Below are 22,752 nucleotides of genomic sequence, written 5' to 3'. Positions count from 1 at the left end.
AAAGCGTCGGCGCCGCGCACGGAAAAGGGCGGATGGCGCCGGAGCTTTCGGCGCCACCCACCAAGCATAGCCAAACCGATGGCGGCGCAGGGGCCGCCGGGCCTCAGCGCCGTGGCGGGGGCGGCGGCGGGGGAGCCGGAGGCGGTGGTGGAGGGGCCAACGCGGGGCGCCACTGGGCCACGTTCACCGGCACGGTGAGCATCCGGCCATCGCGACGCAGCAGCAGGTAGACGGTGGCCGTCGATGCCGCCTGCATGGCGTCGGCGAGCTGCTCGATCTGCCGCACCGGCGAATCGTTCACGCGCAGGATGCGGTCGCCGCTGCGCACACCGAAGCGCGCTTCCGGGCTGGCCGCATCCACCCGTACCACGCCCTCGGTCGAGCGCAGTGCCAGCCGCGCATCGTCCTGGCGCCACTGCAGGGTCTGCGAGCTGCTGCTGCCGGCGAGCACCGGCAGCGGCAGGGCCAACAACACCAGCAGCAGGCCGGCGCGCATCTCACGCCCCCCGCGTGGCGACGGCCGGCGGCACGGCAGCGGCACGGCGGGCCGGGCCGAACACCGCGATCTGGCCCAGCATCCACAGCAGCACCGCACCCAGCGGCAGGTACAGCAGCGGCATGCGCGGCAGTTCGTACATGTTCATCAGCGCCAGGTTGATGGCGTAGGCCGCCAGCATGCCCAGCACGATGCCCAACGTAGCCAGCAGGAAGTTCTCGGTCTGGAAGTAGCGCAGGATCTGCCCACGGGTGGCGCCCAATGCGCGGCGGATGCCGATCTGCTTGCTGCGCTGCTGCACCCAGAAGCTGGCCAGGCCGACGATGCCCAGTGCGGTGACCACCAGCAGCGCGATGCACACGGTGACCAGCAGGCCGACCATCGAGCGGTCGTTCTTGAAGTAGTCGGCGCGCTGTTCCTGGTAGGTCAGCTTCTCGCGCACCAGGCGATTGGGGTCGTTGTGCTCCAACGCAGCCAGCGCGCCCTTCAACACTTCATCGCGGCGCTCCGGCGAGGTCCGCAGCATGTACGGCCCGCGGGTGAAGTCGGTACGCACCGGCAGCATCATCGACAGGGTGCTGTTGTCGTTGTAGTCGGTCGGAGTGGCCAGGTGGGCGACCACGCCCACCACATGCAGGCCCTGGTTGCCCATGTAGAACGTCTTGCCCAGCGCGCTCTGGTCCGGGTACATCTTGGCGGCGACCTGCTGGTTGATGATCACCGGCGCGGCGCGGTCAGGCTTGGGATTCTTCTGCGCCTCCTCGTAGTCGATGTACTCGCTGGGCAGGAAGTCGCGGCCGGCGACCAGCTGCAGGCCCAGCGTCGGCAAAGCGTTCTCGCTGAACATGTACAGCGAAACGAAGGCGGTGGGGCGTTCCTGGTCACGCTCGCGCGAGATGCTGGTGTTGCTCGAGTTGCGGCGGAACGGCAGCTGGTTGACCTTGGTCACGTTGGTCACGCCGGGGATCGCGCGCAGCGACGCGAGGTCTTCGTTGGTGCGGGCCATGGCGTTGGTCTGCTTGCCGATGCCGTTGACCCGGACCATCACCAGTTCGTTCTCGACCAGGCCGCTGGGCTGGCTGATCTTTTCCACGCGCTGGGTGACCAGGAACAGGGCATTGCAGACGATGGCGCAGGTCAGGGCAATTTCCAGCACGATCAATGCGGCTGCGGTCTTGTGCCGGCGCAGGGTGCTGAGGATGGGGCGGATGTCCATGGGAAGTCCTCGTTCTCGTGCTTACTGCGACTTGAGCTGGATGGCCGGGGTGACCTGCATCGCGCGCCAGGCGGGCAGGAAGCCGGCAGCGATGCTGGCGAGCAGGGTCAGGCCGAGGGAGAGCAGCAGCATGCTGCCGTCCAGATGGGCCAGCTTGGCGTAGTCCACCGGCTGCTGGCGTACCGCGTACAGGCCCAGCAGCGCCAGCCCGATGCCGAGCACGCCACCGACCACGCCCACCGCACCCGCTTCGACCAGGCACTGCAGGAAGATCTGCCCGCGGCTGGCGCCCAGTGCGCGACGCACACCGATTTCACCGCTGCGGCGCAGGAACTTGGCCAGCAGCAGGCCGACGGTGTTGACCAGGCACACACCGAGGAAACCCAGGGCCAGCCACATCTGCAGGCGAACGTCGCTGGGCACCGCGTTGTTGAAGGTCAGCCACTCCATCACGGTGCGCAGGCGCACGTTGGCCGGACGCTCGAACCGGCCGGCAGCCCGCTGCTGGTCGGAATAGTTGACCAGATAGCGGCGGTAGTCCTCGGCCTTGGACGGATCAAGTTCCACCCAGTACTGGATCCAGGTGCACGGTGCGTTGATCGAATTGCTGTCGTCGCCGGGAGCGCCGTCGCGGAAGCAGTTCATGTTGCCGTTGCTGCCGAACTTCAGGTCCATCGCGGTGGACAGCGGCATCATCAGATCCTCTTCGCGGCCGTAGTTGCCCACGGTCAGGTCGAAGAAGTGCGGTTCCGGATTCCAGGTGTCCATCACGCCGATCACGCGCAGCGAATGGCCATCGACACGGACCTGGCGGCCGACACTGTCCGCACCCTGGAACAGCTTGTCATTGATCACTTTGGACAGCACCACCACGCGAGCGCGACCGTCATCGTCGCTGGCCGTCCAGGCGCGGCCATACAGCATCGGCACGTTGAACATCGGGAAGAAATCGGACGAGGTCCAGCGCGTATCGATGTTGAACGGCTTCAACGTGCTGCCTTCCGGCTCGACGGTCACATCGCCGGCACTCATCATCGCCTGGCGCTCACCACGCTTCTCGCGCAGCAGCGTTTCGGCATCGAAACGGGTCATCTGGGTCTCCGGCTCTTCGCCGGTCAGGTAACCCGAACGCGGGCGCGGATCGACCTGTACGTAGAACAGGCGGTCGCTCTTGTCCGGGATCGGATCGCCGGACAGCACATGGAACACGGTCAGGGTGGTCATCGAAGCACCGATGCCCAGCGCGATGGCTACCACCATCAGCGCGGTCAGTACCTTGTTGCGGCGGAAGCTGCGCACCGCCAGTCGGGCGTAGTAGGCGAACATGGTCGTGCCCTCACTCGTTGACGGCGACGATGCGACGCGGGGTGGCCAGCACCGGCTCGCGCACCAGGTCGGTGACCTGGCCGTCGACGATATGCACGTTGCGCTGCGCGCGCGCGGCCAGTTCCGGGTCGTGGGTGACCATCACGATGGTGGTGCCGGCGGCGTTGATCTCCTCCAGCAGCTCCATCACCCCGCGCGCCATCTGCGTGTCCAGGTTGCCGGTCGGTTCGTCGGCCAGCAGCAGGCGCGGGCTGCCGGCCAGGGCACGGGCAATCGCCGCGCGCTGCTGCTGGCCGCCGGAGAGTTCGTTCGGGTAGTGCTTCATGCGCGAGCCCAGGCCGACCTGGCTCAGCGCCTTCTCGATGCGCTCGCGGCGCTCGCCGGCACTCATCTTGCGGTAGCGCAGCGGCACGTCCACGTTGTCGAACAGGTTGAGGTCCGGAATCAGGTTGAAGCCCTGGAAGATGAAGCCGATCTTCTGGTTGCGCAGGCGGCTGCGCGCATCATCGCCAAGCTTGCTGACGTCCTGGCCATCCAGCATGTAGGTGCCGCTGGTGAAGGTTTCCAGCAGGCCGGCGATGTTGAGGAAAGTGGTCTTGCCGGAGCCGGACGGACCGGTGACGGCGACGAACTCGCCTTCCTTGACCTGCAGTTCCAGTGAACGCAGCGCGTGGGTTTCCACCTGTTCGGTACGGAAGACCTTGGCGACCGAACGCATTTCGAGCATGTACATGGGGTGTCCTCTCTCCAGGATGTATGGGTTGTCAGTTGACGGAGACGCGTTCGGCGTCCTTGAACAGGTCGCTGCCCGAGACCACGATGCGGTCCCCCGGCTGCACACCCGACTTGATTTCCACTTCGCCCAGGCTGCTGACGCCCAGTTCGATCGGACGGCGCACCGCGGTGCGACCATCCATCACGTACGCCACGCCGTTGCCCTGTTCCACGAACGGGCCGCGCTCGACCTTCATGACATTCCTGCGGGTATCCAGCAGCACCCGCACCGACATCCGCTGGCTCTGACGCAGGCCTTCCGGCTGGGCCGCGGCAAAGCGGACGCGTGCGTTGACTTCGCCATTGACCACTTCCGGCGACACCGCACTGATCTCGCCCGGGAACGGCTGGCCATTACCGCCGGTCAGCTGCGCCGGCATGCCGATCGCCAGATCGCGCGCGAAGCTTTCCGGCACCTTGATCTCGACCTCGAACTTGGACAGGTCGACAACGCCCAGCACCGGCGCGTTGGCGGCCAGGTTGGTGGACTGCACAGCCTGCACCTGACCGACCTGGCCATCGAACGGTGCGCGCAGGGTCAGCGCATCGACCTGGCGCTGCACTTCGGCCACCACGGCCTTCTGGCGGTCGGCCAGCAAGCGCTTGTTGCGTGCGTCCAGATCCGCGCCCTGGCTCTGCAGGCGCGCATCGGTGGTGGCATTGGCCAGGCTGATGTCGGCCTTCTTCAGGGTGTCCTGGGCCTTGGCCAGATCGATCTGCGGCACCGCACCGCCATCGAAGCCGCGCTGGTAGCGCTGCAGGTCGCGGTCGGCGGCCTGGCGCTCGATGCTGGCCTGATCGGTTTCCTTGCGCGATTTGGCACGGGCCAGGGTGGCATCCAGGTTGGCGCGGCTGGCCTCGGCTTCCAGACCCGCCAGGGTGGCCTCCTCCTGGGCGAGCTTGCTGCGCAGCTCGGGGCTGTCGATGATCGCCAGCTCCTGGCCCTTCTTGACCACGTCACCGGCGACCACCTTCAGGTCGACGGTGCCGCCCGAGATCGCATACAGCACCGGGCTGTTGGCGGCGATCACGCGGCCGTCGGCGGCGATGTCGCGCACCAGGTCGCCGCGCTGCACTTCGGCCACGCGCACCCGGCTGCTGTCGAACGAGCGGCTGGCGTTGGACCAGGCATGCACGGCCCAGCCGATGCCGGCGAGCAGGGCGATGCCGGCCAGCGCCGGCCAGCGGTAACGGTGCCATGCGGCCTTGGGAGCACTGGCCGCAGCGGAGGAAACGATCTGGTCCTGGGCGGAGGTGTCGCGGATCATCGGGTTCGTGCCTGTCGGTGGTGCCAGAGTGGTGCCCTACACAAAGCACACAGCGTGCCAACTTTATTTCCTTTTCCATCAATGATTTGCAGAGGCGTCACTACTGTCCGGGTGTCCGCGGACACCTTTCCGGACACTTTCATTAAGCGGACAGGAGGGGGGGCTGGCGGACACGCAGGCTAGAATGCGCCGACCGTCTTCAAGGAAATGCGTGACATGTGTGGAATCGTAGGTGCGATCGCCCAACGGGATGTGGTGCCGGTCCTGATCGAAGGACTGAAGCGACTGGAATACCGTGGTTACGATTCCTCCGGTATCGCCGTGATCGACCATGCCGAGCGCGCTGACGTGCGCCGCGTGCGCCGCACCGGACGTGTCTCTGAAATGGCCACCGCTGCCGAGGCCGAAGGCTTCACTGCCAGCCTGGGCATCGGCCACACGCGGTGGGCCACCCATGGCGGTGTCACCGAGGCGAACGCGCATCCGCACATCAGCCATGGCGTGGCGCTGGTGCACAACGGCATCATCGAAAACCATGAAGAACAGCGCGAGAAGCTGCGCGCGCTGGGCTACACCTTCGAGTCGCAGACCGACACCGAAGTGATCGCCCACCTGATTCATCACCATCTGAAGAACGGCGATGACCTGCTGGTCGCGCTGCAGCACACGGTCAAGGAACTGACCGGTGCTTATGCACTGGCCGTGATCAGCCGTGCCGAGCCGGAACGTTTCGTCTGCGCGCGCATGGGCTGCCCGCTGCTGGTGGGTCTGGGCGAGGGCGAGAACTTCGTGGCGTCCGATGTGTCGGCCGTACTGTCGGCCACACGCAAGGTGATCTTCCTGGAAGAGGGTGACACCGCCGAGATCCGCCGTGATGGGGTGAGCATCTTCGACGGCAACGATCAGCCGATCGAGCGCGATGTGCATCTCTCCGATGTCTCGCTGGCCTCGCTGGAACTGGGCCCGTACCGCCACTTCATGCAGAAGGAAATCCACGAGCAGCCGCGCGCCCTGGGCGACACCATCGAAGCGGCGATCGACGCCGGTGGCTTCCCGGCCGAACTGTTCGGCAAGAATGCCGAAGCGGTGCTGTCGGGCATCGAGGGCGTGCAGATCCTGGCCTGCGGTACCAGTTACTACTCGGGCCTGACCGCGCGCTACTGGATCGAGGCCATCGCCGGCCTGCCGTGCAGCGTGGAGATCGCCAGCGAGTACCGCTATCGCGCCGCGTATGCCAATCCCAAGCACCTGATCGTGACCATCTCCCAGTCCGGCGAAACGCTGGATACGATGGAAGCGCTGAAGTACGCCAAGTCGCTGGGCCACAAGCACACGCTGTCGATCTGCAACGTGCCGGAAAGCGCGATTCCGCGCGCCAGCGAACTGGTCTGCTACACCCGCGCCGGCGCCGAGATCGGCGTGGCCTCGACCAAGGCCTTCACCACCCAGCTGGCCGCGCTGTTCCAGCTGACCGTGGTGCTGGGCAAGCTGCATGGCCGCGTTGATGCCGCACAGGAAGCGGACTACCTGGAGCAGCTGCGTTTCCTGCCGGGCAGCGTGCAGCACGCATTGAACATGGAACCGCAGATCGCCGCATGGGCCGAGCGCTTCGCACGCAAGAGCAGCGCGCTGTTCCTGGGCCGTGGCCTGCACTATCCGATCGCCCTGGAAGGCGCGCTCAAGCTGAAGGAAATCTCGTACATCCACGCCGAAGCCTACCCGGCCGGTGAGCTCAAGCACGGGCCGCTGGCGCTGGTGGACGAAGACATGCCAGTGGTGGTGATCGCGCCCAACGACAGCCTGCTGGAGAAGGTCAAATCCAACATGCAGGAAGTGCGTGCGCGTGGCGGTGAGCTGTTCGTGTTCGCCGACCAGGACAGCAACTTCAACGAGTCCGAAGGCGTGCACGTGATCCGCACCCCGCGCCATGCCGGCGTGCTCAGCCCGGTGGTGCACACCATCCCGGTGCAGCTGCTGGCCTACCACACCGCACTGGCACGCGGCACCGACGTGGACAAGCCGCGCAACCTGGCCAAGAGCGTTACGGTGGAATAAGGCCGGACGTGGCTGGCGGGTGATGTGCTGCCCGCGACGTGTTCGCTGTATGGAGTAGGCAAGCCTCAGGCCGCCTGAACGACGGTGTATTCCACGACGTGCTGATCAAGAACGAGGGGCGAGGGCGCGGTTGCCCTCGCCCTTCTGCGTTTCTGCAGTGGTTCGATATCGCCTTGACAATCCGGACGGCTGGCGACTGGAGCAGACGGCGGCGGCCCGCATCATCCACACCGGCCAGACTGGACGCCACCGGCAAGAGCAGACGCTTCGGCGGTGCGCACTGCAGGGAATACGTCGAATCAGTCTGCGCGGTTCATGCTTTGGAAACCAGGTACTCGGTGGGTGACACTCCAAGCGAGCGGCGGAACATCGCCGAGAAGGCACTGGGGCTCAGATAGCCATGCTCCAGCGACACTTCCAGGATGGATGCCCCCGAGGCCAGGCGGGGCAGGCTGAGCAGCAGGCACATCCGCCGCCGCCAGTCGCCGAAGCTCATCCCGACCTCGCGGTGGAACAGCCGTGCCACCGTCCGCCCGCTGACGTGCATCCGTGCGGCCAGATCGTCCAGCGTTACAGGCTCGGCAGGCTCGGCGATCATCCATTCGCACAGACGCAGCAGATGTGCGTTGCGCGGTAGTGGAACGTGCAGCCCAAGCCGCGGTGCCACTTCAATCTCGTCCAGGATCAGCTCCATGATGCGGTGGTCCCGCCCGCCATCGCGATAGTCCAGCGGTATGCCGGTGGCAGCAACGATGGCCTCGCGCAGCAGCGCGGAGACCTCGATGACCTCGCAACCGGTGGGAAGATCCGGCCGTATCCCAGGTGCAACGTAGATCGTCCGCATCGCGACATCTCCGGCAATGCGGATCCGATGCTCCACGTTCTCTGGCATCCACACGGCCCTGCCGGATGGCACGACCCAGCTTCCCTCTGCGCTGATGACTGTCAACACCCCGGTCAGCGCGTGGATCAACTGCGCGCGCGCATGGCGGTGCGCGGCAATGTGTTCGCCGTGAGGATGTCGGGTGGCCAATGCCGCAACGGGGCGCTCGGTTGCGTGGCACGCCCTGACTGTGCGTTTTCTGTCCATATCTAGACGATGGTAGTCCGGCAGGCGGGAGAAGGACAGCGTGGCGGGTGATGTGATGTGTGTCCTGGGCACATGCCACCCCAAGTACCCCATCAATGATTGTCTTCCGTCCTTTGCTGTTGTCTTTTCTGGTCTCTTCCGCACTGTGTGGATGCGCGGTCGGTCCCAGCAGTTCGCCGCGTTCCACCCTCGCCCTGCCGCCGATGACTGTCGTCGACAACGACGCGATCACGGGCGCGCCCGCCGTGCCCCGATGGTGGCGCCTGTATGGCGACGCCACGCTGGATGCGCTGGTCATCCAGGCATTGGAGAACAATCGCGATCTGCGGGTTGCGTCGGCCAACCTGCGGTCCGCCTACGCGGTGCTCCGCGAACGCGAGGGCGATCGGCTGCCGACCACTGCGGTGTCCAGCGATGTCGGCTATGGCAGCACGATGAGCGACCAGATCGCGGCCGCACTGGAGCAGACCGAAGTCCGCACCGGGCAACGTTACGGCGCGGGATTCGCAACCGGTTGGAGCCTGGATCTGTTTGGCCGGATTGCCCGATCCATCCAGGCGGCGCGGGCAGATGCCGAGGCGATCCAGGCCACCGAAGACAGCGTGCGGGTCGTCGTTGCCGCCGAAACCACGCGCGCCTACGTGGACAGTTGTGGCTACGCCTCGCGCGCCGACATTGCCCGCCGCTCGCTTGCCCTGGTCAGTCGCAGCCTGGCACTGAAGACGGCCCAGCGTGATGCGGGGGATGCGACATCACTGGATGTCGCGCGTGCCGCTGCGCTGGTCGAGCAGACCCGCGCTGCCATTCCCGCGCTGGAGGCCGGTCGGCAGAATGCCCTGTATGCACTGGCTGTGCTTACCGGGAGGGCGCCGGACGACCTGCCCGCAGACGCAGCCAGCTGCGTCGCGGTTCCGCAGCTTGCTACTCCGCTTCCGATCGGTGATGTCTCCGCGCTGCTGCAGCGACGGCCGGACATCCGGGAGGCACAGCGCCGGCTGGAAGCCAGCACCGCGCGGATCGGCGTGGCTACCGCGAGCCTGTACCCCACGGTTTCCATTCTGGGCACCGTGGCCAGTTCGGCGCCGAGGCCCGGCGGATTGACCGATCAGGGGTCGATCGCCTGGAACCTGGGCCCGGCCTTGTCCTGGCGCTTCCCGAACAGCAGCGCGGCGCGCGCGCAGATCGCCGATGCCGAAGCGCAGGAGCACGCCGCGCTTGCGCGTTTCGATGCGGTGATCCTGGCCGCCTTGAAGGACGTGAAACAGGCGCTGGCGACCTACCAGGCAGCACTGCGTCAGCACGCTGCGCTGAAGACAGCTGCCGCGCAGAGCGGTGAGGCACTTCGACTGGCGCAGGTGGGCCGACGCGCCGGTGCGGCGAGCGAGCTGGACGTGCTCGAGGCGGAGCGCCGCGATGTCGAGACACAGGCCATGGCCGCCTCCGCCGAGGCGGAGATCGCCGCCGACCAGATTGCGTTGTTCCGGTCGCTTGGTGGCGGCTGGGAGCAGGCGCCTGCCGTACATCTCCCCACCATCACCCGCAGCGATGACGCCGCGCGCTGATTCACCCTTTTCCCCCGCACTCCCCCGACAGACGACATGACAGACACAGACATTCCACGCGGCGCACCCGTCCGTTCGCCCCGCTCCCTCCTGCGGATGAAGCGCAGGCCCATGGTCATCGGCGCACTCGTGCTGCTCGTCCTGGCCGGCAGCGGTGCCGGCCTGCGCTGGTGGACGGTAGGCCGCTTCCAGGTCAGCACCGACAACGCCTACGTCAGGGCCGACATCGTAACGGTCAATCCACGAATCGCTGGCTACATCGCCACGGTCCGGGTACGTGACAACCAGCACGTGGCCGAGGGTGAGATTCTGGCCACGCTGGACGATCGGGACTATCGCTCGCGCGTGGCCCAGGCCGAAGGCGCGGTCGCAATGGCGACGGCGCAGGTAAGGGCGCAGCAGGCTGCCATCGCCAACCTCGACGCGCAGAGCACGCGGCAGCAGAGCGTGATTGCCGCTGCTGCCGCAGATCTGCGGGCGCACCAGGCAGATCTCCGTCAGGCCGCCCAGGCCTATCGCCGGGAACGTCTGCTTGCCGACCAGCAGGCATCGGATGCGAAGCACCTGGAAGCCGCAGATGCCAGCGCACAGCGCACTGCAGCGAACACGGATGCTGCGCGCGCTGCGGTGGCTGCGAGCACGGCTTACACCAGGGTACTGGTGACCGAGCGTGAGCGCGCGAGCGCCGCGCTTGACCAGGCGCAGGGTGCATTGGTGCAGGCTCAGGCAGGTCTGGCCCTTGCCACCCTTGACCTGGAACACACGGTGATCCGTGCACCGCAGGCCGGAACGGTCGGTCAACGCAGCTTGCGGATGGGGGATTACGTGGGTGCCGGCGCACCGCTGATGGCGATCGTGCCGGACCAGATCTACATCGTCGCCAACTACAAAGAGGTGCAGCTGGAGCGCGTGGCGCCGGGCCAGCCTGTGGAGATCGAGGTCGATGCACTCGGCGGACGCGCCTTGAAGGGACGCGTGGAAAGCTTCGCCCCTGCCTCCGGCGCGCAGTTCGCGCTGTTGCCGCCCGACAACGCGACCGGAAACTTCACCAAGATCGTCCAGCGCATGTCGGTGCGTATCACCGTGGATGCCGACCAGGCGAAGCTGTCGTTCCTGCGGCCGGGGATGTCGGTGGTGGCGGCCATCGACACACGCACGGATCGCGCGCCATGAGCGCCACCATGGCAACCCCTGCCGAGGATGCAGTATCACTGCGTGCGTGGGTCGCGGTGATCGGTGGCGTGGTTGGCTGCTTCATGGCGGGTATGAACGTGCACGTCACCAATGCGTCGCTGCCGGATGTGCGCGGGTCGTTGGGTGCCACTTTCGAGGAAGGGTCGTGGATCACCACGGCCTATCTTGTCGCGGAGATCATCGTCATTCCGCTGGCGGCCTGGCTGGCATCGGTCTTCACCGTGCGCCGCGTGCTGATGGTGGGGGCCGCAGGCTTCGTGCTCTTCTCGATGGCCTGCTCGATCGCACCCAACATCAACGCGATGATCCTGGCGCGCACGCTGCAGGGCGCGTTCGGTGGTGTGCTGATACCGCTCTCGTTCCAGCTCATCGTGACCGAGCTGCCATCATCAAAACATCCGTTTGGCATGGCGTTGTTCGCCATAGCAAACAACGTGGCGCAGGCGGCGGGGCCATCGCTTGGCGGTTGGTTGACCGATGTCTATTCGTGGCGGGCGATCTTCTATCTGCAGGTGCCGCCCGGCCTGCTGCTGCTGGCTGCCATCGGCTGGTCGATCCGGCCGCAGCCGATGGCGCTGCACAGGTTCCGGACCGGCGACTGGGGCGGCATCATCGCCATGGCCCTGGGCTTGTCCGCGCTGCAGATCATGCTGGAGGAGGGCGGTCGCAAAGACTGGTTCTCTTCGACGTTCATCATCGAGGCAGCACTCATCGCCACAGTTGGCCTGGTCGCGTTCGTCGCCATCGAGCTGCGCCGCAGCGAGCCGTTCCTCAACCTGCGGCTGCTTTCCCGCTACAACTTCGGGTTGGCCAGCCTGATGCAGTTCACCTTCGGCGCGGTGGTGTTCGGTGTGGTGTTCCTCATTCCCAATTACTTTGCCGACGTACATGGTTACAACGCGCGCCAGATCGGGTTGACCATGATTCCGTACGGCATCGTGCAGTTCATCATGTCCTTCGCCACGCCGCCGCTGATGAAGCGCACCAGCGTGCGGACCGTCATCGTGCTGGGCTTCGTCATCATGGCGGTGGGCTGCCTGATGAACATCCACCTGGATGCCAACGCGGCAAGCAACGTCATCGTGCCGTCGTTGATCGTGCGTGGCATCGGCCAATCGCTGATCGTGGTCGCACTCAGTGTGATGGCCGTGGAAGGGCTGGAACGCACTGAGCTCGGCTCGGCGGCAGGCGTGTTCTCGATGGTGCGCAATGTGGGTGGCGCGATCGGTATCGCCGTGGCCAGTCAGTTCATCGTGACCCGGGAGCGACTGCATGCGTTGCACATCGGGGAATCGGTCACGTCCTTCGCGCCAGCTACCCAGGCGCGCGTGGTCGAGCTGGTCAGGATGCTGGCCAAAGCCCCCATGGACAGCGCCACCGCTCTGTTCGGCAACGGACATGCACTGGAACGGCAGCAGGCGTTCGCGATCCTCGACAGGATCGTTCATCGTGAGGCATTGCTGTTGGCCTACAGCGATGCCTTCCTTGTGGCAGGCATTGCCATGCTTGCCTGTGCGGCTGGCAGTCTGATGCTTCGTGGCAAGAAGCATGTCCGCCCAGGGTGAAGACCGGTGTTGGCAATCGGCAAACTTTAGGGCTCCTTGCAAGCAGCATTCAGCGGCGGTTTCACCCACGGTGCCATTCTCTGGATCGTTGGCCGGTTCCCACGACAATCTGTCCCATCGATGCCGCTAGTGACCGATGGACGCAGTCGTAGAATCAAGTTGACCGAGATCCGGGTTGAGCCGTTGAATCCGCCTCGTTCGCGTTGCAGCACCTAGCCCGCCTGCTGGCGAAATGCCAGATCCGGCAAAGTGCGCCAGACGTGCGCTGAAGGGTCTGTTCCCGGGGAGGGGGCGAATCGGCAGAGCACACTTTTTTGACTTGAGTGACCTGCACCAGGAAACAAGAATGAACGTCCGCGAGCTCCTGCAATCCAAGAAAGAAGCTGTCATCACCATCGACACGGAAGACACGATCGGTGCCGCCGCGCACAAGATGAGCGCGAACAGGATCGCTGCACTGGTAGTGATGAAGGATGATGCCCCGGTCGGCATCATTTCCGAAAAGGACATCGTCCGCAGCCTGGCCGATGATGGTCCGCAGGCCGGCCGACGGGTGATTTCCAGCCTGCCGTCCACCGGCCTGGAAGGCATTGCGCCGGACGCCACGCTGAAGCAGGCCATGTCCCTGATGACCTACTCGCGTCGCCGCCACCTGATGGTTACCGATGGTGCCACGCTGGTCGGCATCCTCAGCCTGGGTGACATCGTGAAGAACCTGCTGGGCGAGCTGGAGCTGGAAAAGGCCGTGCTGCAGGACATCTACATGGCGGCCCACTGAGGCCTGCGCAGTGCGATGAGACGAAGCCGGGCATTGCCCGGCTTCTTCGTTGGTAGCGCCGGGCCATGCCCGGCGAGCGCGTAGCGCAGGAATCAGAAACTGACCTTGACCGAATCGGCGCTGTAGTTCGCCGGGCCGTGGTAGACGACCTCGATGTTGTTGCCATCTGGATCGAGCACGAAGGCGCCGTAGTAGCCGGGATGGTAAGGGCGCTCGCCGGGCGCGCCGTTGTCCTTCCCGCCAGCCGCCAGCGCAGCGCTGTGGAAAGCATCGACGGTGGCGGTATCGCGGGCCTGGAACGCCAGGTGGTGGCGGCCGGTCAACTGGCCGGCGGCGGCCTCGCTGCTGGCGCTGGAAATGAACAGTTCGTCGGCCCAGAAGTAGTCATCGCCTTCACCGGCCACCGGGATGCCGATCGTGTCGAACACCGCCTGATAGAAGCGGCGGCTGGCAGCCAGATCGCGCACGACCAGCTGGATGTGGTCGATCAGGCGGCCACGGTGCAGTTCCATCGTTTCCATACGAACCTCGCAAAAAAGGGGGCGGAGTCGGTAGCGCCGGGCCGTGCCCGGCGAGCGCGCAGCGCGGCCTGCTCAAGGCCGCCGGGCATGGCCCGGCGCTACCGGAATTGTGCCCCTTTCTGGGTCAGGCGTTGGAGATGATCTCGACCCAGTAGCCGTCCGGGTCCTTGATGAAGGCGAGGTTCTTCATGCGGCCGTCGGTCAGGCGCTTCTGGAAGGTCACGCCCAGGTCTTCGAAGCGCTGGCAGGCCGCTTCGATGTCCGGCACCGACACGCAGATGTGGCCGAAGCCGCGCGGGTCGCTGTTGCCGTCGTGGTAGACCGCGCCGTCCTGGGTCTCGGTGCCGTGGTTGTGGGTCAGTTCCAGCACGCCCGGCAGTCCGGCCATCCACAGGCGGCGGGCGTTGTCATCTTCCGGCACCACGGTGCCGGCCGGAACGTAGGCCAGGAAGTACAGGCTGAACTGGGCTTCGGCGAAGTCGCGCTTGTCGATCAGCTGGTAGCCGAGCACGCGGGTGTAGAAGTCCAGCGAGGCGGTGGCGTCCTTGACCCGCAGCATGGTGTGGTTGAAGACGAAGCCGGTGGTTTCGGCCGGGGCCTGGGCGGCGACGCCGGGGACATCGCGCAGGGCGGGAATGGTCATGGGGGAGGTCCTTCAGACAGGGCCGTTGCCGGCCGGATGGGCGTCATTCTACGGGCCGGCAGCTGACGGCACCGCGACGTACAATGGCCGGATCGCACCGTTCCGTCCTGATGACCATTGCCCGCCATGTCGCAGCGTGAATGGGTGGCCGCCGCCATCCGCAAGATCGAAGCCGATTTCAACCGTTCCGCCGATACCCACCTGATCCCGCTGGCCTTGCCCGGGTTCGATGGCATCGAGGTGTACCTGAAGGATGAATCGAGCCATCCCACCGGCAGCCTCAAGCATCGGCTGGCGCGCTCGCTGTTCCTGTACGCGCTGGCCAACGGCTGGCTGCGCGAAGGGCGGCCGGTGATCGAAGCGTCCAGCGGCTCCACCGCCGTGTCCGAGGCCTACTTCGCGCGACTGCTGGGCCTGCCGTTCATCGCGGTGATGCCGGCCACGACGTCGCCGGAGAAGATCGCGGCGATCGAGTTCCACGGTGGCCGCTGCCATCTGGTCGAGCGCGCCTGCGACCTCAACTGCGATTCGGAAAAGCTGGCCCGCGAAACCGGCGGCCACTTCATGGACCAGTTCACCTATGCCGAGCGCGCCACCGACTGGCGTGCCAACAACAACATCGCCGAATCCATCTTCAAGCAGATGGCCGAGGAGCCCAGCCCGATTCCGGACTGGATCGTGTGCAGCCCCGGCACCGGTGGTACTGCCGCAACGCTCGGGCGCTACGTCAGCTATCGCCGGCACGACACCCGCATCCTGTGTGCGGACCCGGAAGTCTCGGTGTTCTTCGACGGCTACCAGGCCGCCCTGGCCGGTGGCAACGAGTGGCGCGGCATGACCTGCAACGGCGGTTCGCGGGTGGAAGGCATTGGCCGGCCGCGGGTGGAGTCGAGCTTCATTCCGACCAGTGTCGACGCCATGGTGAAGGTGCCCGACGCCTTGAGCCTGGCTGCGATGCGCCACGTCAGCCGGCAGCTGGGGCGCCGCGTCGGCGGCTCCACCGGTACCAATTTCATCGGCGTGCTGCAGGCCGCGCAGTGGATGCGCGAGGCTGGCCGCAAGGGCAGCATCGTCAGCATCCTGTGCGACAGCGGCGATCGCTACGCGCACAGCTATTACGACCCCGCCTGGTATGTGCGGCAGGGAATCGATGTGGAAACCGCCGACGCGCAGGTAGCGGCGGCAGCTGCCGGGCAGGGACTGCCTGGATTGCCGTGGTGCAGCCTGGAAGCGTTGTAACCGGCCGACATTTCCGCCGGGCATGGCCCGGCGCTATCGGTCACGCCGAGCCGGTAGCGCCGGGCCGTGTCCGGCGAGCGCGGCGGTGAGTCGCACCCCGATCAATATCCGGCCGCAGTGAACGCATCCAGCACCACATCGCGCAGGGCATCGGGCAGGGCCTCGATCTCCACGGCGCGGTCGTCCAGGTGCAGGCGCGGGTCCAGGATGCTGGCCCGGCCCTGCGCCAGTGCCTGCAGCCACAGCAGCACGCAGATGACGAACTCGCGCTCGTGCCCTGACTGCACCTGGCTTGCGCCGCGTTCGATCACCTCGAACGGATACCACTCCTGCTCGTCGCTGAACCTGCCGCCCTGGTGTTGCAGTGCCTGCAGCTGCTGCAGGTGGCGCGGCGCATCGTCGCCCGCATCGCACAGCGCGGCGATCCAGGCCAGTTCGGTCGGGCTGGCCGACAGCGCCAGCGATGATGAACGTACTGCGGATGGAGCTGGAGCCAGACCTTCCATGTGGGGCCTCCTCGACACGTTCCGCTGCGGTCTCCCCCGCGCAACAAGCTTCAGCCGACGGCCGTAAGGCCGACGTGAACAATGGCCCGCCGCCCCTTGTCTGCGAGCCCGGCAAGCGCCATATCGATCTGGCTGCCCGCACCTTCGGGCCCGTACTCTGGAGACCTGCCGTGACCGTTGCCAACCCCCTGCTCGATTTTTCCGGCCTGCCGCGCTTCGAGGCGATCCGCCCCGAGCATGTGGCGCCGGCGCTGGACGTGCTGCTGGCGCAGGCCGAGGCGGCGGTCAGCGCTGCCGAGCAGGTGCAACCGGTCAGCTGGCAGACCTTCGTTACCCCGCTGGACGACGCCACCGAACGCCTCTGGCGCGCCTGGGGCCTGGTCGGCCACCTGCAGGGCGTGGTCAACACGCCGGAGCTGCGTGAGGCCTACAACAGCAACCTGCCGCGGGTGACCCGTTTTGCCAGTGCGCTGGGCCAGAATCTGGCGCTGTACCGCCAGTACCAGGCGCTGGCTGCCAGCACCGAAGCGGCCGGTTTCGACGAGGCGCGCCGCAAGGTGCTGGAAAACACCCTGCGTGATTTCCGCCTCGGCGGTGCCGAGCTGGATGCGGACGCGCAGCAGCGTTTCGCCGCCATCAAGGAAGAACTGTCGGCGCTGTCGGCGAAGTTCTCGCAGAACGTGCTCGATGCCACCGATGCGTGGTCGCTGATCGTCGAAGACCCCGCGCGTCTGGCTGGCGTGCCGGACGACGTGAAGGCCGCTGCACGCGCGGCAGCGGAGAAGGACGGCACGACGGGCTGGAAGCTGACCCTGCAGATGCCGTGCTACCTGCCGGTGCAGACCTGGGGCGAGGACCGCGACCTGCGCGAGATCCTGTACCGCGCCAGCGCGCAGCGCGCTTCCGAGTTCGGCGACGATGCACTGGACAACGGCGGCAACATCGATCGCATCCTTGCACTGCGTGCCGAGTTGGCTGCGTTGCTGGGCTTTGATTCCTACGCCGACTATTCGGTAGCCACCAAGATGGCCAAGGACCCCGCCGAAGTGCTGGGCTTCCTGCGTGACTTGGCTGCGCGCGCCAAGCCGTTCGCGGCCAAGGACCGTGCCGAGCTGGAGCAGTTCGCCCGCGAGCATCTCGGTATCGACAGCCTGCAGGCCTGGGATCTGGCGTTCGCCGCCGACCGGCTGAAGCAGGCGCGTTACAGCTATTCCGAGCAGGAAGTGAAGCAGTACTTCACCGAACCCAAGGTGCTGGGCGGCCTGTTCTCGGTGATCGAACAGCTGTACGGCCTGCGCGTGCAGGAAGACAGCGCGCCGGTCTGGCACGAGGACGTGCGCTTCTTCCGCCTGGTGGACGCGCAGGGCACTCTGGTGGGCCAGTTCTACCTGGACCTGTACGCCCGCGAAGGCAAGCGTGGCGGCGCGTGGATGGATGACTGCCGCAACCGCCGCGAGCGCGCCGATGGCAGCGTGCAGACGCCGTTGGTGTACCTGGTGTGCAACTTCGGCCGTGGTGCCGACGGTAAGCCGGCAACCTTCAGCCATAACGAAGTGACCACGCTTTTCCATGAGATGGGCCACGGCCTGCATCAGTTGCTGACCCGTATCGGCGAGCTGGGCGTGGCCGGCATCAACGGCGTGGAGTGGGATGCGGTGGAACTGCCCAGCCAGTTCATGGAGAACTTCTGTTGGGAATGGGAGCACCTGCAGGGCATGACCGCGCATGTGGACAGCGGCGAGCCGCTGCCGCGCGCGCTGTACGAGCGCATGCTGGCCGCCCGCAATTTCCACAGCGGCATGGCCACCGTGCGCCAGCTCGAGTTCGGCCTGTTCGACATGCTGCTGCACAGTCAGTTCGAAGCAGCGCAGGACAGCGTGCTGGCACTGCTTGAGCGCGTGCGTGCGGAAGTGGCGGTGAACCATCCGCCGAGCTGGAATCGCTTCCCGCATCAGTTCAGCCACATCTTCGCCGGTGGTTATGCTGCCGGTTACTACAGCTACAAGTGGGCCGAAGTGCTGAGCGCCGATGCCTACGCCGCGTTCGAGGAAGCGCCGCAGGCGCTGGCTGCAACCGGCGCGCGTTTCCGCGACGAGGTGCTGTCGCGTGGCGGCAGTCGTCCGGCCGCCGAGAACTTCAAGGCGTTCCGCGGCCGTGCGCCGCAGATCGATGCGCTGCTGCGGCATTCCGGCATGGCGTGAGTACGCTACCGTCATCCACGCATGGCGTGGATCTACTGGAAATCGATGCCTGATGCCCTGGTAGGTGCCAACCTTGGTTGGCACGGGAACCATGCCAACCAAGGTTGGCATCTACCGGGTGTCGTGGCCCGGGATCACTCGGCGTAGATCATCTTCCGGGTCATGCCGCCGTCGACGATGAAATCCTGGCCGGTGCTGAAGCCGGACATTGAGGACAGCAGGTATACCGCCAGCGCGCCGATATCCTCCGGTTGCCCGACCCGACCCACCGGGTGCTGGGCATGGTCGCTGGCCGAATACTGCGGGTCGTGCCGGCGCGACGGTGCCTGCCAGGCATCGGTGCTGATCCAGCCGGGGCTGATGCTGTTCACCCGCACCGCCGGTCCGGCGCTGATCGCCAGCGCATGGGTGAAGGCCACCAGCCCGCCTTTGGCCGCTGCGTAGCCTTCGCTGTGCGGTTCGGACTGCCAGGCGCGGGTCGATGTGATGTTGATGATCGCGCCTGCATCGACCGACAGCGCCGGCAAAGCATGCTTGCTGCACAGGAACGCACCATGCAGCGACGAAAGCCGACGTTGCCATTCTTCCCAGTCCATGTCCTGCAGCAGGGTGCCGTGCGGCCCGGCGATGCCCGCATTGTTGACCAGGCCATCGATGCGGCCGAAGCGTTGCAGGGCCACCGCGATGAAGCCGCGCACACTGGTTTCGTCGGTGATGTCCAGCCGCTGGAACGCCGCATCATCGCCGCGCTGCCATTCGGCAAGGCAGGCCTGGCCTGCCTCCACATCCAGATCGCCGATCAGCACGCGGCCGCCGGCCCCGAGCACCGCCTGGGCGATGCCGCGGCCGATGCCATTGGCACCACCGGTGACCAGCACGACCCTGCCGTGCAGCGGCGCAACCGGCCAGGTGGCAATCGGCGGTACCGTGCTCATGACAGGTCGTCACCGCGCAGGCGACGGTGCCAGCCCTCAACACCGATCCGGTCCAGGGTCTGGATGTTGCGCTCGACGATCACGTCCGGGTCCGGGTAGACATCCACCGCGCGTTCCACGCTGTCTTCGCGCAGCAGGTGCAGGGTGGGGAAGGGCGCGCGGTTGGTGTAGTTGCTGGCGTCATCGGCGGCAACGCCATCGAACTGGTAGTCCGGATGGAAGCTGGCCACCTGCAGGATGCCCTGCAGGTCCAGCGCCTCGATCGCCGCATCGGCGTTGTCGAGGAAGTCGTTGTAGTCGAGGAAGTCGGTCAGCACCTGCGGGTGCACGATCAGGGTGGTATCGATCTGCTCGGCCGGCGTGTCGCGCAGCAGCACCAGTTCTTCGGCCAGTTCTTCCACCAGGGCTTCCGGTGTGGTCGCGTCGCTCAGCACGATGCGGACCTGGTCTTTCACGTACACCGCCTTGGCGAACGGGCACAGGTTCAGGCCGATGACGATGCGCTCCAGCCACAGGCGGGTGGCGGCGATCGGGTCATCGGTGGGCAGGGGGGTGTCGGTCATGGCGGGCGCATCGGCTGGCGTGGGTGGCCATTGTAGGCGTGCCGGTGCGGGGGCGCCGTTCACTGTGCAGGAACTGGACAACGGCGATGCTGGAAATTCCCATCGATTCAATCCCTTGCCGATATCACGCCAATGGCCGATTGCCGACGCAGCGGGCCAGGCGTGCAATGGCGGCACGACACAGGAGGACTTCACATGACTGCATCTTCCCCATGGCTGCCGGACACACTCTGGTCAGGCGCCTTCTTTGATGGTCAATGGAGCGCTGCCGCACAGCGCCAGCCGGTGATCGAACCCGCCACCGGGCAGTCGCTTGGTGAGATCGGCCTGGCCGACGCGGCGCAGGTCGCGCGCTCTGCAGCCGCTGCGGCGCAGGCACAACAGGCATGGGCGGCGGCGCCATACGAACAGCGCGCCGAGGTGCTGCGCAAGGCCGCGCGCCTGGCCGAGGAAAACATCGACACGCTGGTCGACTGGATGGTCCGCGAAAGCGGCTCCACCCGCCTGAAGGCCGGCTTCGAGGCCAAGGTGACCATCAAGGCACTGCATGAGGCCGCCGCACTCCCTTCGCGCAGCGTGGGGGAAATCCTGCCGTCCGAGCCCGGCAGGCTGAATCTGGCGCGGCGTCGTCCCCTCGGCGTGGTGGGGGTGATCTCACCGTTCAATTTCCCGCTGTACCTGGCGATGCGCGCGGTGGCCCCGGCCATCGCTCTCGGCAATGCCGTGGTGCTCAAGCCTGATCCGCGCACGGCGGTGTGCGGTGGTGCGGTGATCGCACGCCTGTTCGAGCAAGCAGGTCTTCCGCAGGGTGTGCTGCACATGTTGCCCGGCGACGGCGCCGCCGGTGCCGCGCTGACCAGTGATCCGCATGTGGCGATGATCCAGTTCACCGGCTCGACGGCGGCGGGACGCAAGGTCGGCGAAGCCGCCGGCAAGCATCTGAAAAAAGTGTCACTGGAGCTGGGCGGCAAGAACGCGCTGATCATCCTCGACGATGCCGATCTGGATCTGGCCGTGGCCAACACCGCCTGGGGCGTGTACCTGCACCAGGGTCAGATCTGCATGGCCACCGGCCGTGTGCTGGTACAGCGAAGCATCCATCAGGCGTTCCTGCAGAAGCTGGTGGCCAAGGCGAAGTCGCTGAAGGTGGGCGACCCGGCACGCGAGGACGTGGCGCTGGGGCCATTGATCAATGCCGCGCAGCGCGACCATGCAGCGCGTGTGGTCGACGACGCAGTGAAGGCCGGTGCGTCCCTCGAAACCGGCGGCACCTACCAGGACCTGTTCTTCGCACCGACCGTGCTCGGCAACGTCAGCGCGGACAATCCGGCGTTCAACGAAGAGATCTTCGCGCCGGTGGCGGTGGTGGTGCCGTTCGATGACGACGACGAAGCCGTGCGCCTGGCCAATGACAGCGAGTACGGCCTGTCGATGGCGATCGTTTCCCGCAATGTCGGCCGCGCGCTGAAGCTGGGCGAGCGCCTGCGTACCGGCCTGCTGCACATCAACGACCAGACCGTGAACGATGAGGTCATCAATCCCTTTGGCGGGGTAGGGGCGTCCGGCAACGGCACCAGCATCGGCGGCCCGGCCAACGTGGAGGAATTCACCCAGTGGCAATGGATGACGGTCAAGGGCGAAGCCCCGGCCTATCCGATCTGATCGAGGAGAACGCAACGATGAGCAGCAACAGTGGATCGCGTGACATCACCGCCGCCGTGGTGCGCGGCAAGGAACAGCCCTTCGTCATCGAGCAGGCGCGCCTGCGCGGCCCGCAGGACGACGAAGTGCTGGTGAAGATCGTGGCGACCGGCCTGTGCCACACCGACCTGATCGTGCGTGACCAGTACTATCCAGTGCCGCTGCCGGCGGTGCTGGGCCATGAGGGCGCGGGCATCGTCGAGGCGGTCGGCCCCAACGTGCGTGAACTGAAGGCCGGCGACCACGTGGTGCTGACCTACGGCCAGTGCGGCCACTGCAATCCCTGTCGTGGTGGACATGGTGCGTATTGCCGCGATTTCTTCGCGCTGAACTTCGGTGGCGTTGATGGCCACGGCCATACCGCCATCACCGATGCACAGGGCCAGCCGCTGCACGATCACTTCTTCGCACAGTCGTCGTTTGCCACGTTTGCGTTGGCGCGCGAGATCAACGCGATCAAGGTGCCTGACGATGCGCCGCTGGAGCTGCTCGGCCCGCTGGGCTGCGGGATCCAGACCGGTGCCGGTGCGGTGCTCAACTCGCTGCAGGTGCGATCGGGCAGCAGCTTCGCCAGCTATGGCGCCGGTGCGGTCGGCCTGAGCGCGGTGATGGCGGCCAAGGTCGCTGGTGCCACCACCATCATCGCCATCGACGTGGTGCCCTCACGGTTGCAGTTGGCCATGGAGCTGGGTGCCACCCACGTGGTCAACAGCCGCGAGACCGATGTGATCGAGGCCGTGCGTGCGATCACTGGTGGCGGCGCCGATTTCGCGCTGGAATCCACCGGTCGTCCGGAGGTTCTCTCCGCAGGTATCGAGGCGCTGGGCGGGCTGGGCATGATGGGCGTGGTTGGCGCGCCGAAATTGGGCACGACCGCCAGCTTCGATGTGAACAACCTGCTGCTGGGTGGTCGCAGCATCCGCGGCATCGTCGAGGGCGACAGCGTGCCGCAGGTGTTCATTCCGCAGCTGGTGACGCTGTACCAGCAGGGGCGCTTCCCGTTCGACAGGCTGGTGAAGTTCTATCCACTGGAGCAGATCAACCAGGCGGCCGAGGACAGTACGCGGGGCATTACCCTGAAGCCGATTCTGCGGATCGCGGCGTGAGGTGAGGGTGGGG

The 22,752-nt window shown here is 66.2% G+C and carries 20 protein-coding genes; 9 read left to right on the top strand and 11 right to left on the bottom strand.

What is annotated here, in order from left to right:
* Positions 1-103: 103 nt before the first annotated feature.
* Genes CR156_RS16570 through CR156_RS16550 form a run of 5 tightly spaced genes read right to left on the bottom strand, consistent with a single transcriptional unit; the run spans position 104 to position 5,080 of the window.
* Positions 104-496: a PDZ domain-containing protein gene (locus CR156_RS16570; protein ID WP_100553620.1), complete on the bottom strand. Its 393-nt coding sequence runs from the start codon at positions 494-496 to the stop codon at positions 104-106.
* Between the two features lies 1 nt (position 497).
* Positions 498-1,712, bottom strand: coding sequence for an ABC transporter permease (locus CR156_RS16565; RefSeq protein ID WP_100553619.1), 1,215 nt, complete (start codon positions 1,710-1,712; stop codon positions 498-500).
* Positions 1,713-1,733: 21 nt separating this feature from the next.
* Positions 1,734-3,038 (bottom strand): ABC transporter permease, encoded by a 1,305-nt coding sequence (locus CR156_RS16560; protein WP_100553618.1) that lies wholly within the window; start codon positions 3,036-3,038, stop codon positions 1,734-1,736.
* A gap of 10 nt (positions 3,039-3,048) precedes the next feature.
* Positions 3,049-3,771, bottom strand: a complete 723-nt coding sequence (locus CR156_RS16555) for an ABC transporter ATP-binding protein (RefSeq protein ID WP_032976565.1) — start codon at positions 3,769-3,771, stop codon at positions 3,049-3,051.
* Positions 3,772-3,802: 31 nt separating this feature from the next.
* Positions 3,803-5,080 (bottom strand): efflux RND transporter periplasmic adaptor subunit, encoded by a 1,278-nt coding sequence (locus CR156_RS16550; RefSeq protein ID WP_100553617.1) that lies wholly within the window; start codon positions 5,078-5,080, stop codon positions 3,803-3,805.
* A gap of 216 nt (positions 5,081-5,296) precedes the next feature.
* Here CR156_RS16550 and glmS point away from each other — a divergent pair, with 216 nt between their 5' ends.
* Positions 5,297-7,135 (top strand): glutamine--fructose-6-phosphate transaminase (isomerizing), encoded by a 1,839-nt coding sequence (glmS, locus tag CR156_RS16545; protein WP_100553616.1) that lies wholly within the window; start codon positions 5,297-5,299, stop codon positions 7,133-7,135.
* A gap of 313 nt (positions 7,136-7,448) precedes the next feature.
* Here the strand turns inward: glmS and CR156_RS16540 are convergent, their stop codons facing one another.
* Positions 7,449-8,168, bottom strand: coding sequence for an AraC family transcriptional regulator (locus CR156_RS16540; protein ID WP_207764206.1), 720 nt, complete (start codon positions 8,166-8,168; stop codon positions 7,449-7,451).
* Positions 8,169-8,320: 152 nt separating this feature from the next.
* Here CR156_RS16540 and CR156_RS16535 point away from each other — a divergent pair, with 152 nt between their 5' ends.
* The 4 genes from CR156_RS16535 (at position 8,321) to CR156_RS16520 (ending at position 13,324) form a co-directional block, all read left to right on the top strand.
* The gene (locus CR156_RS16535; RefSeq protein ID WP_100553615.1) at positions 8,321-9,787 is read left to right on the top strand and encodes an efflux transporter outer membrane subunit; all 1,467 of its coding nucleotides are present in this window, start codon (positions 8,321-8,323) and stop codon (positions 9,785-9,787) included.
* A 111-nt stretch (positions 9,788-9,898) separates the two neighbouring features.
* Entirely contained in the window at positions 9,899-10,960 is a 1,062-nt protein-coding gene (locus tag CR156_RS16530; RefSeq protein WP_207764205.1) for an HlyD family secretion protein, read from the top strand.
* Between the two features lie 8 nt (positions 10,961-10,968).
* The gene (locus tag CR156_RS16525) at positions 10,969-12,546 is read left to right on the top strand and encodes a DHA2 family efflux MFS transporter permease subunit (protein WP_207764204.1); all 1,578 of its coding nucleotides are present in this window, start codon (positions 10,969-10,971) and stop codon (positions 12,544-12,546) included.
* A gap of 346 nt (positions 12,547-12,892) precedes the next feature.
* Positions 12,893-13,324: a CBS domain-containing protein gene (locus CR156_RS16520; RefSeq protein ID WP_089237013.1), complete on the top strand. Its 432-nt coding sequence runs from the start codon at positions 12,893-12,895 to the stop codon at positions 13,322-13,324.
* A gap of 92 nt (positions 13,325-13,416) precedes the next feature.
* Here the strand turns inward: CR156_RS16520 and CR156_RS16515 are convergent, their stop codons facing one another.
* The gene (locus tag CR156_RS16515) at positions 13,417-13,845 is read right to left on the bottom strand and encodes a VOC family protein (protein WP_025877330.1); all 429 of its coding nucleotides are present in this window, start codon (positions 13,843-13,845) and stop codon (positions 13,417-13,419) included.
* Between the two features lie 124 nt (positions 13,846-13,969).
* Complete coding sequence (gene gloA / locus CR156_RS16510; RefSeq protein ID WP_100553612.1) at positions 13,970-14,488, bottom strand: lactoylglutathione lyase; 519 nt, start codon at positions 14,486-14,488, stop codon at positions 13,970-13,972.
* Positions 14,489-14,614: 126 nt separating this feature from the next.
* On the opposite strand from gloA, the gene CR156_RS16505 reads away from it, so the two are divergent.
* Positions 14,615-15,727, top strand: a complete 1,113-nt coding sequence (locus CR156_RS16505; protein WP_100553611.1) for a PLP-dependent cysteine synthase family protein — start codon at positions 14,615-14,617, stop codon at positions 15,725-15,727.
* A gap of 101 nt (positions 15,728-15,828) precedes the next feature.
* On the opposite strand, the gene CR156_RS16500 is transcribed toward CR156_RS16505, so the two are convergent.
* The gene (locus CR156_RS16500) at positions 15,829-16,233 is read right to left on the bottom strand and encodes a hypothetical protein (protein WP_100553610.1); all 405 of its coding nucleotides are present in this window, start codon (positions 16,231-16,233) and stop codon (positions 15,829-15,831) included.
* A 170-nt stretch (positions 16,234-16,403) separates the two neighbouring features.
* On the opposite strand from CR156_RS16500, the gene CR156_RS16495 reads away from it, so the two are divergent.
* Positions 16,404-18,434 (top strand): M3 family metallopeptidase, encoded by a 2,031-nt coding sequence (locus CR156_RS16495; protein WP_100553609.1) that lies wholly within the window; start codon positions 16,404-16,406, stop codon positions 18,432-18,434.
* Between the two features lie 134 nt (positions 18,435-18,568).
* Here CR156_RS16495 and CR156_RS16490 read toward each other — a convergent pair whose 3' ends face one another.
* Positions 18,569-19,369, bottom strand: a complete 801-nt coding sequence (locus CR156_RS16490) for an SDR family oxidoreductase (protein WP_100553608.1) — start codon at positions 19,367-19,369, stop codon at positions 18,569-18,571.
* Positions 19,366-19,932, bottom strand: a complete 567-nt coding sequence (locus tag CR156_RS16485) for a DUF1415 domain-containing protein (protein WP_100553607.1) — start codon at positions 19,930-19,932, stop codon at positions 19,366-19,368. The genes CR156_RS16490 and CR156_RS16485 overlap by 4 nt, the downstream gene beginning before the upstream one ends.
* Positions 19,933-20,127: 195 nt before the next feature.
* Here CR156_RS16485 and CR156_RS16480 point away from each other — a divergent pair, with 195 nt between their 5' ends.
* Complete coding sequence (locus CR156_RS16480) at positions 20,128-21,594, top strand: benzaldehyde dehydrogenase (RefSeq protein WP_100553606.1); 1,467 nt, start codon at positions 20,128-20,130, stop codon at positions 21,592-21,594.
* A gap of 17 nt (positions 21,595-21,611) precedes the next feature.
* Positions 21,612-22,739: an NAD(P)-dependent alcohol dehydrogenase gene (locus CR156_RS16475; protein ID WP_100553605.1), complete on the top strand. Its 1,128-nt coding sequence runs from the start codon at positions 21,612-21,614 to the stop codon at positions 22,737-22,739.
* Positions 22,740-22,752: the final 13 nt, after the last annotated feature.

The organism is Stenotrophomonas lactitubi, from assembly GCF_002803515.1.
In the GTDB taxonomy this organism is placed as follows: Bacteria; Pseudomonadota; Gammaproteobacteria; order Xanthomonadales; family Xanthomonadaceae; genus Stenotrophomonas; species Stenotrophomonas lactitubi.
Note: the sequence above shows the minus strand (reverse complement) of the source record. Positions and strands in the feature narration are given on the sequence as shown.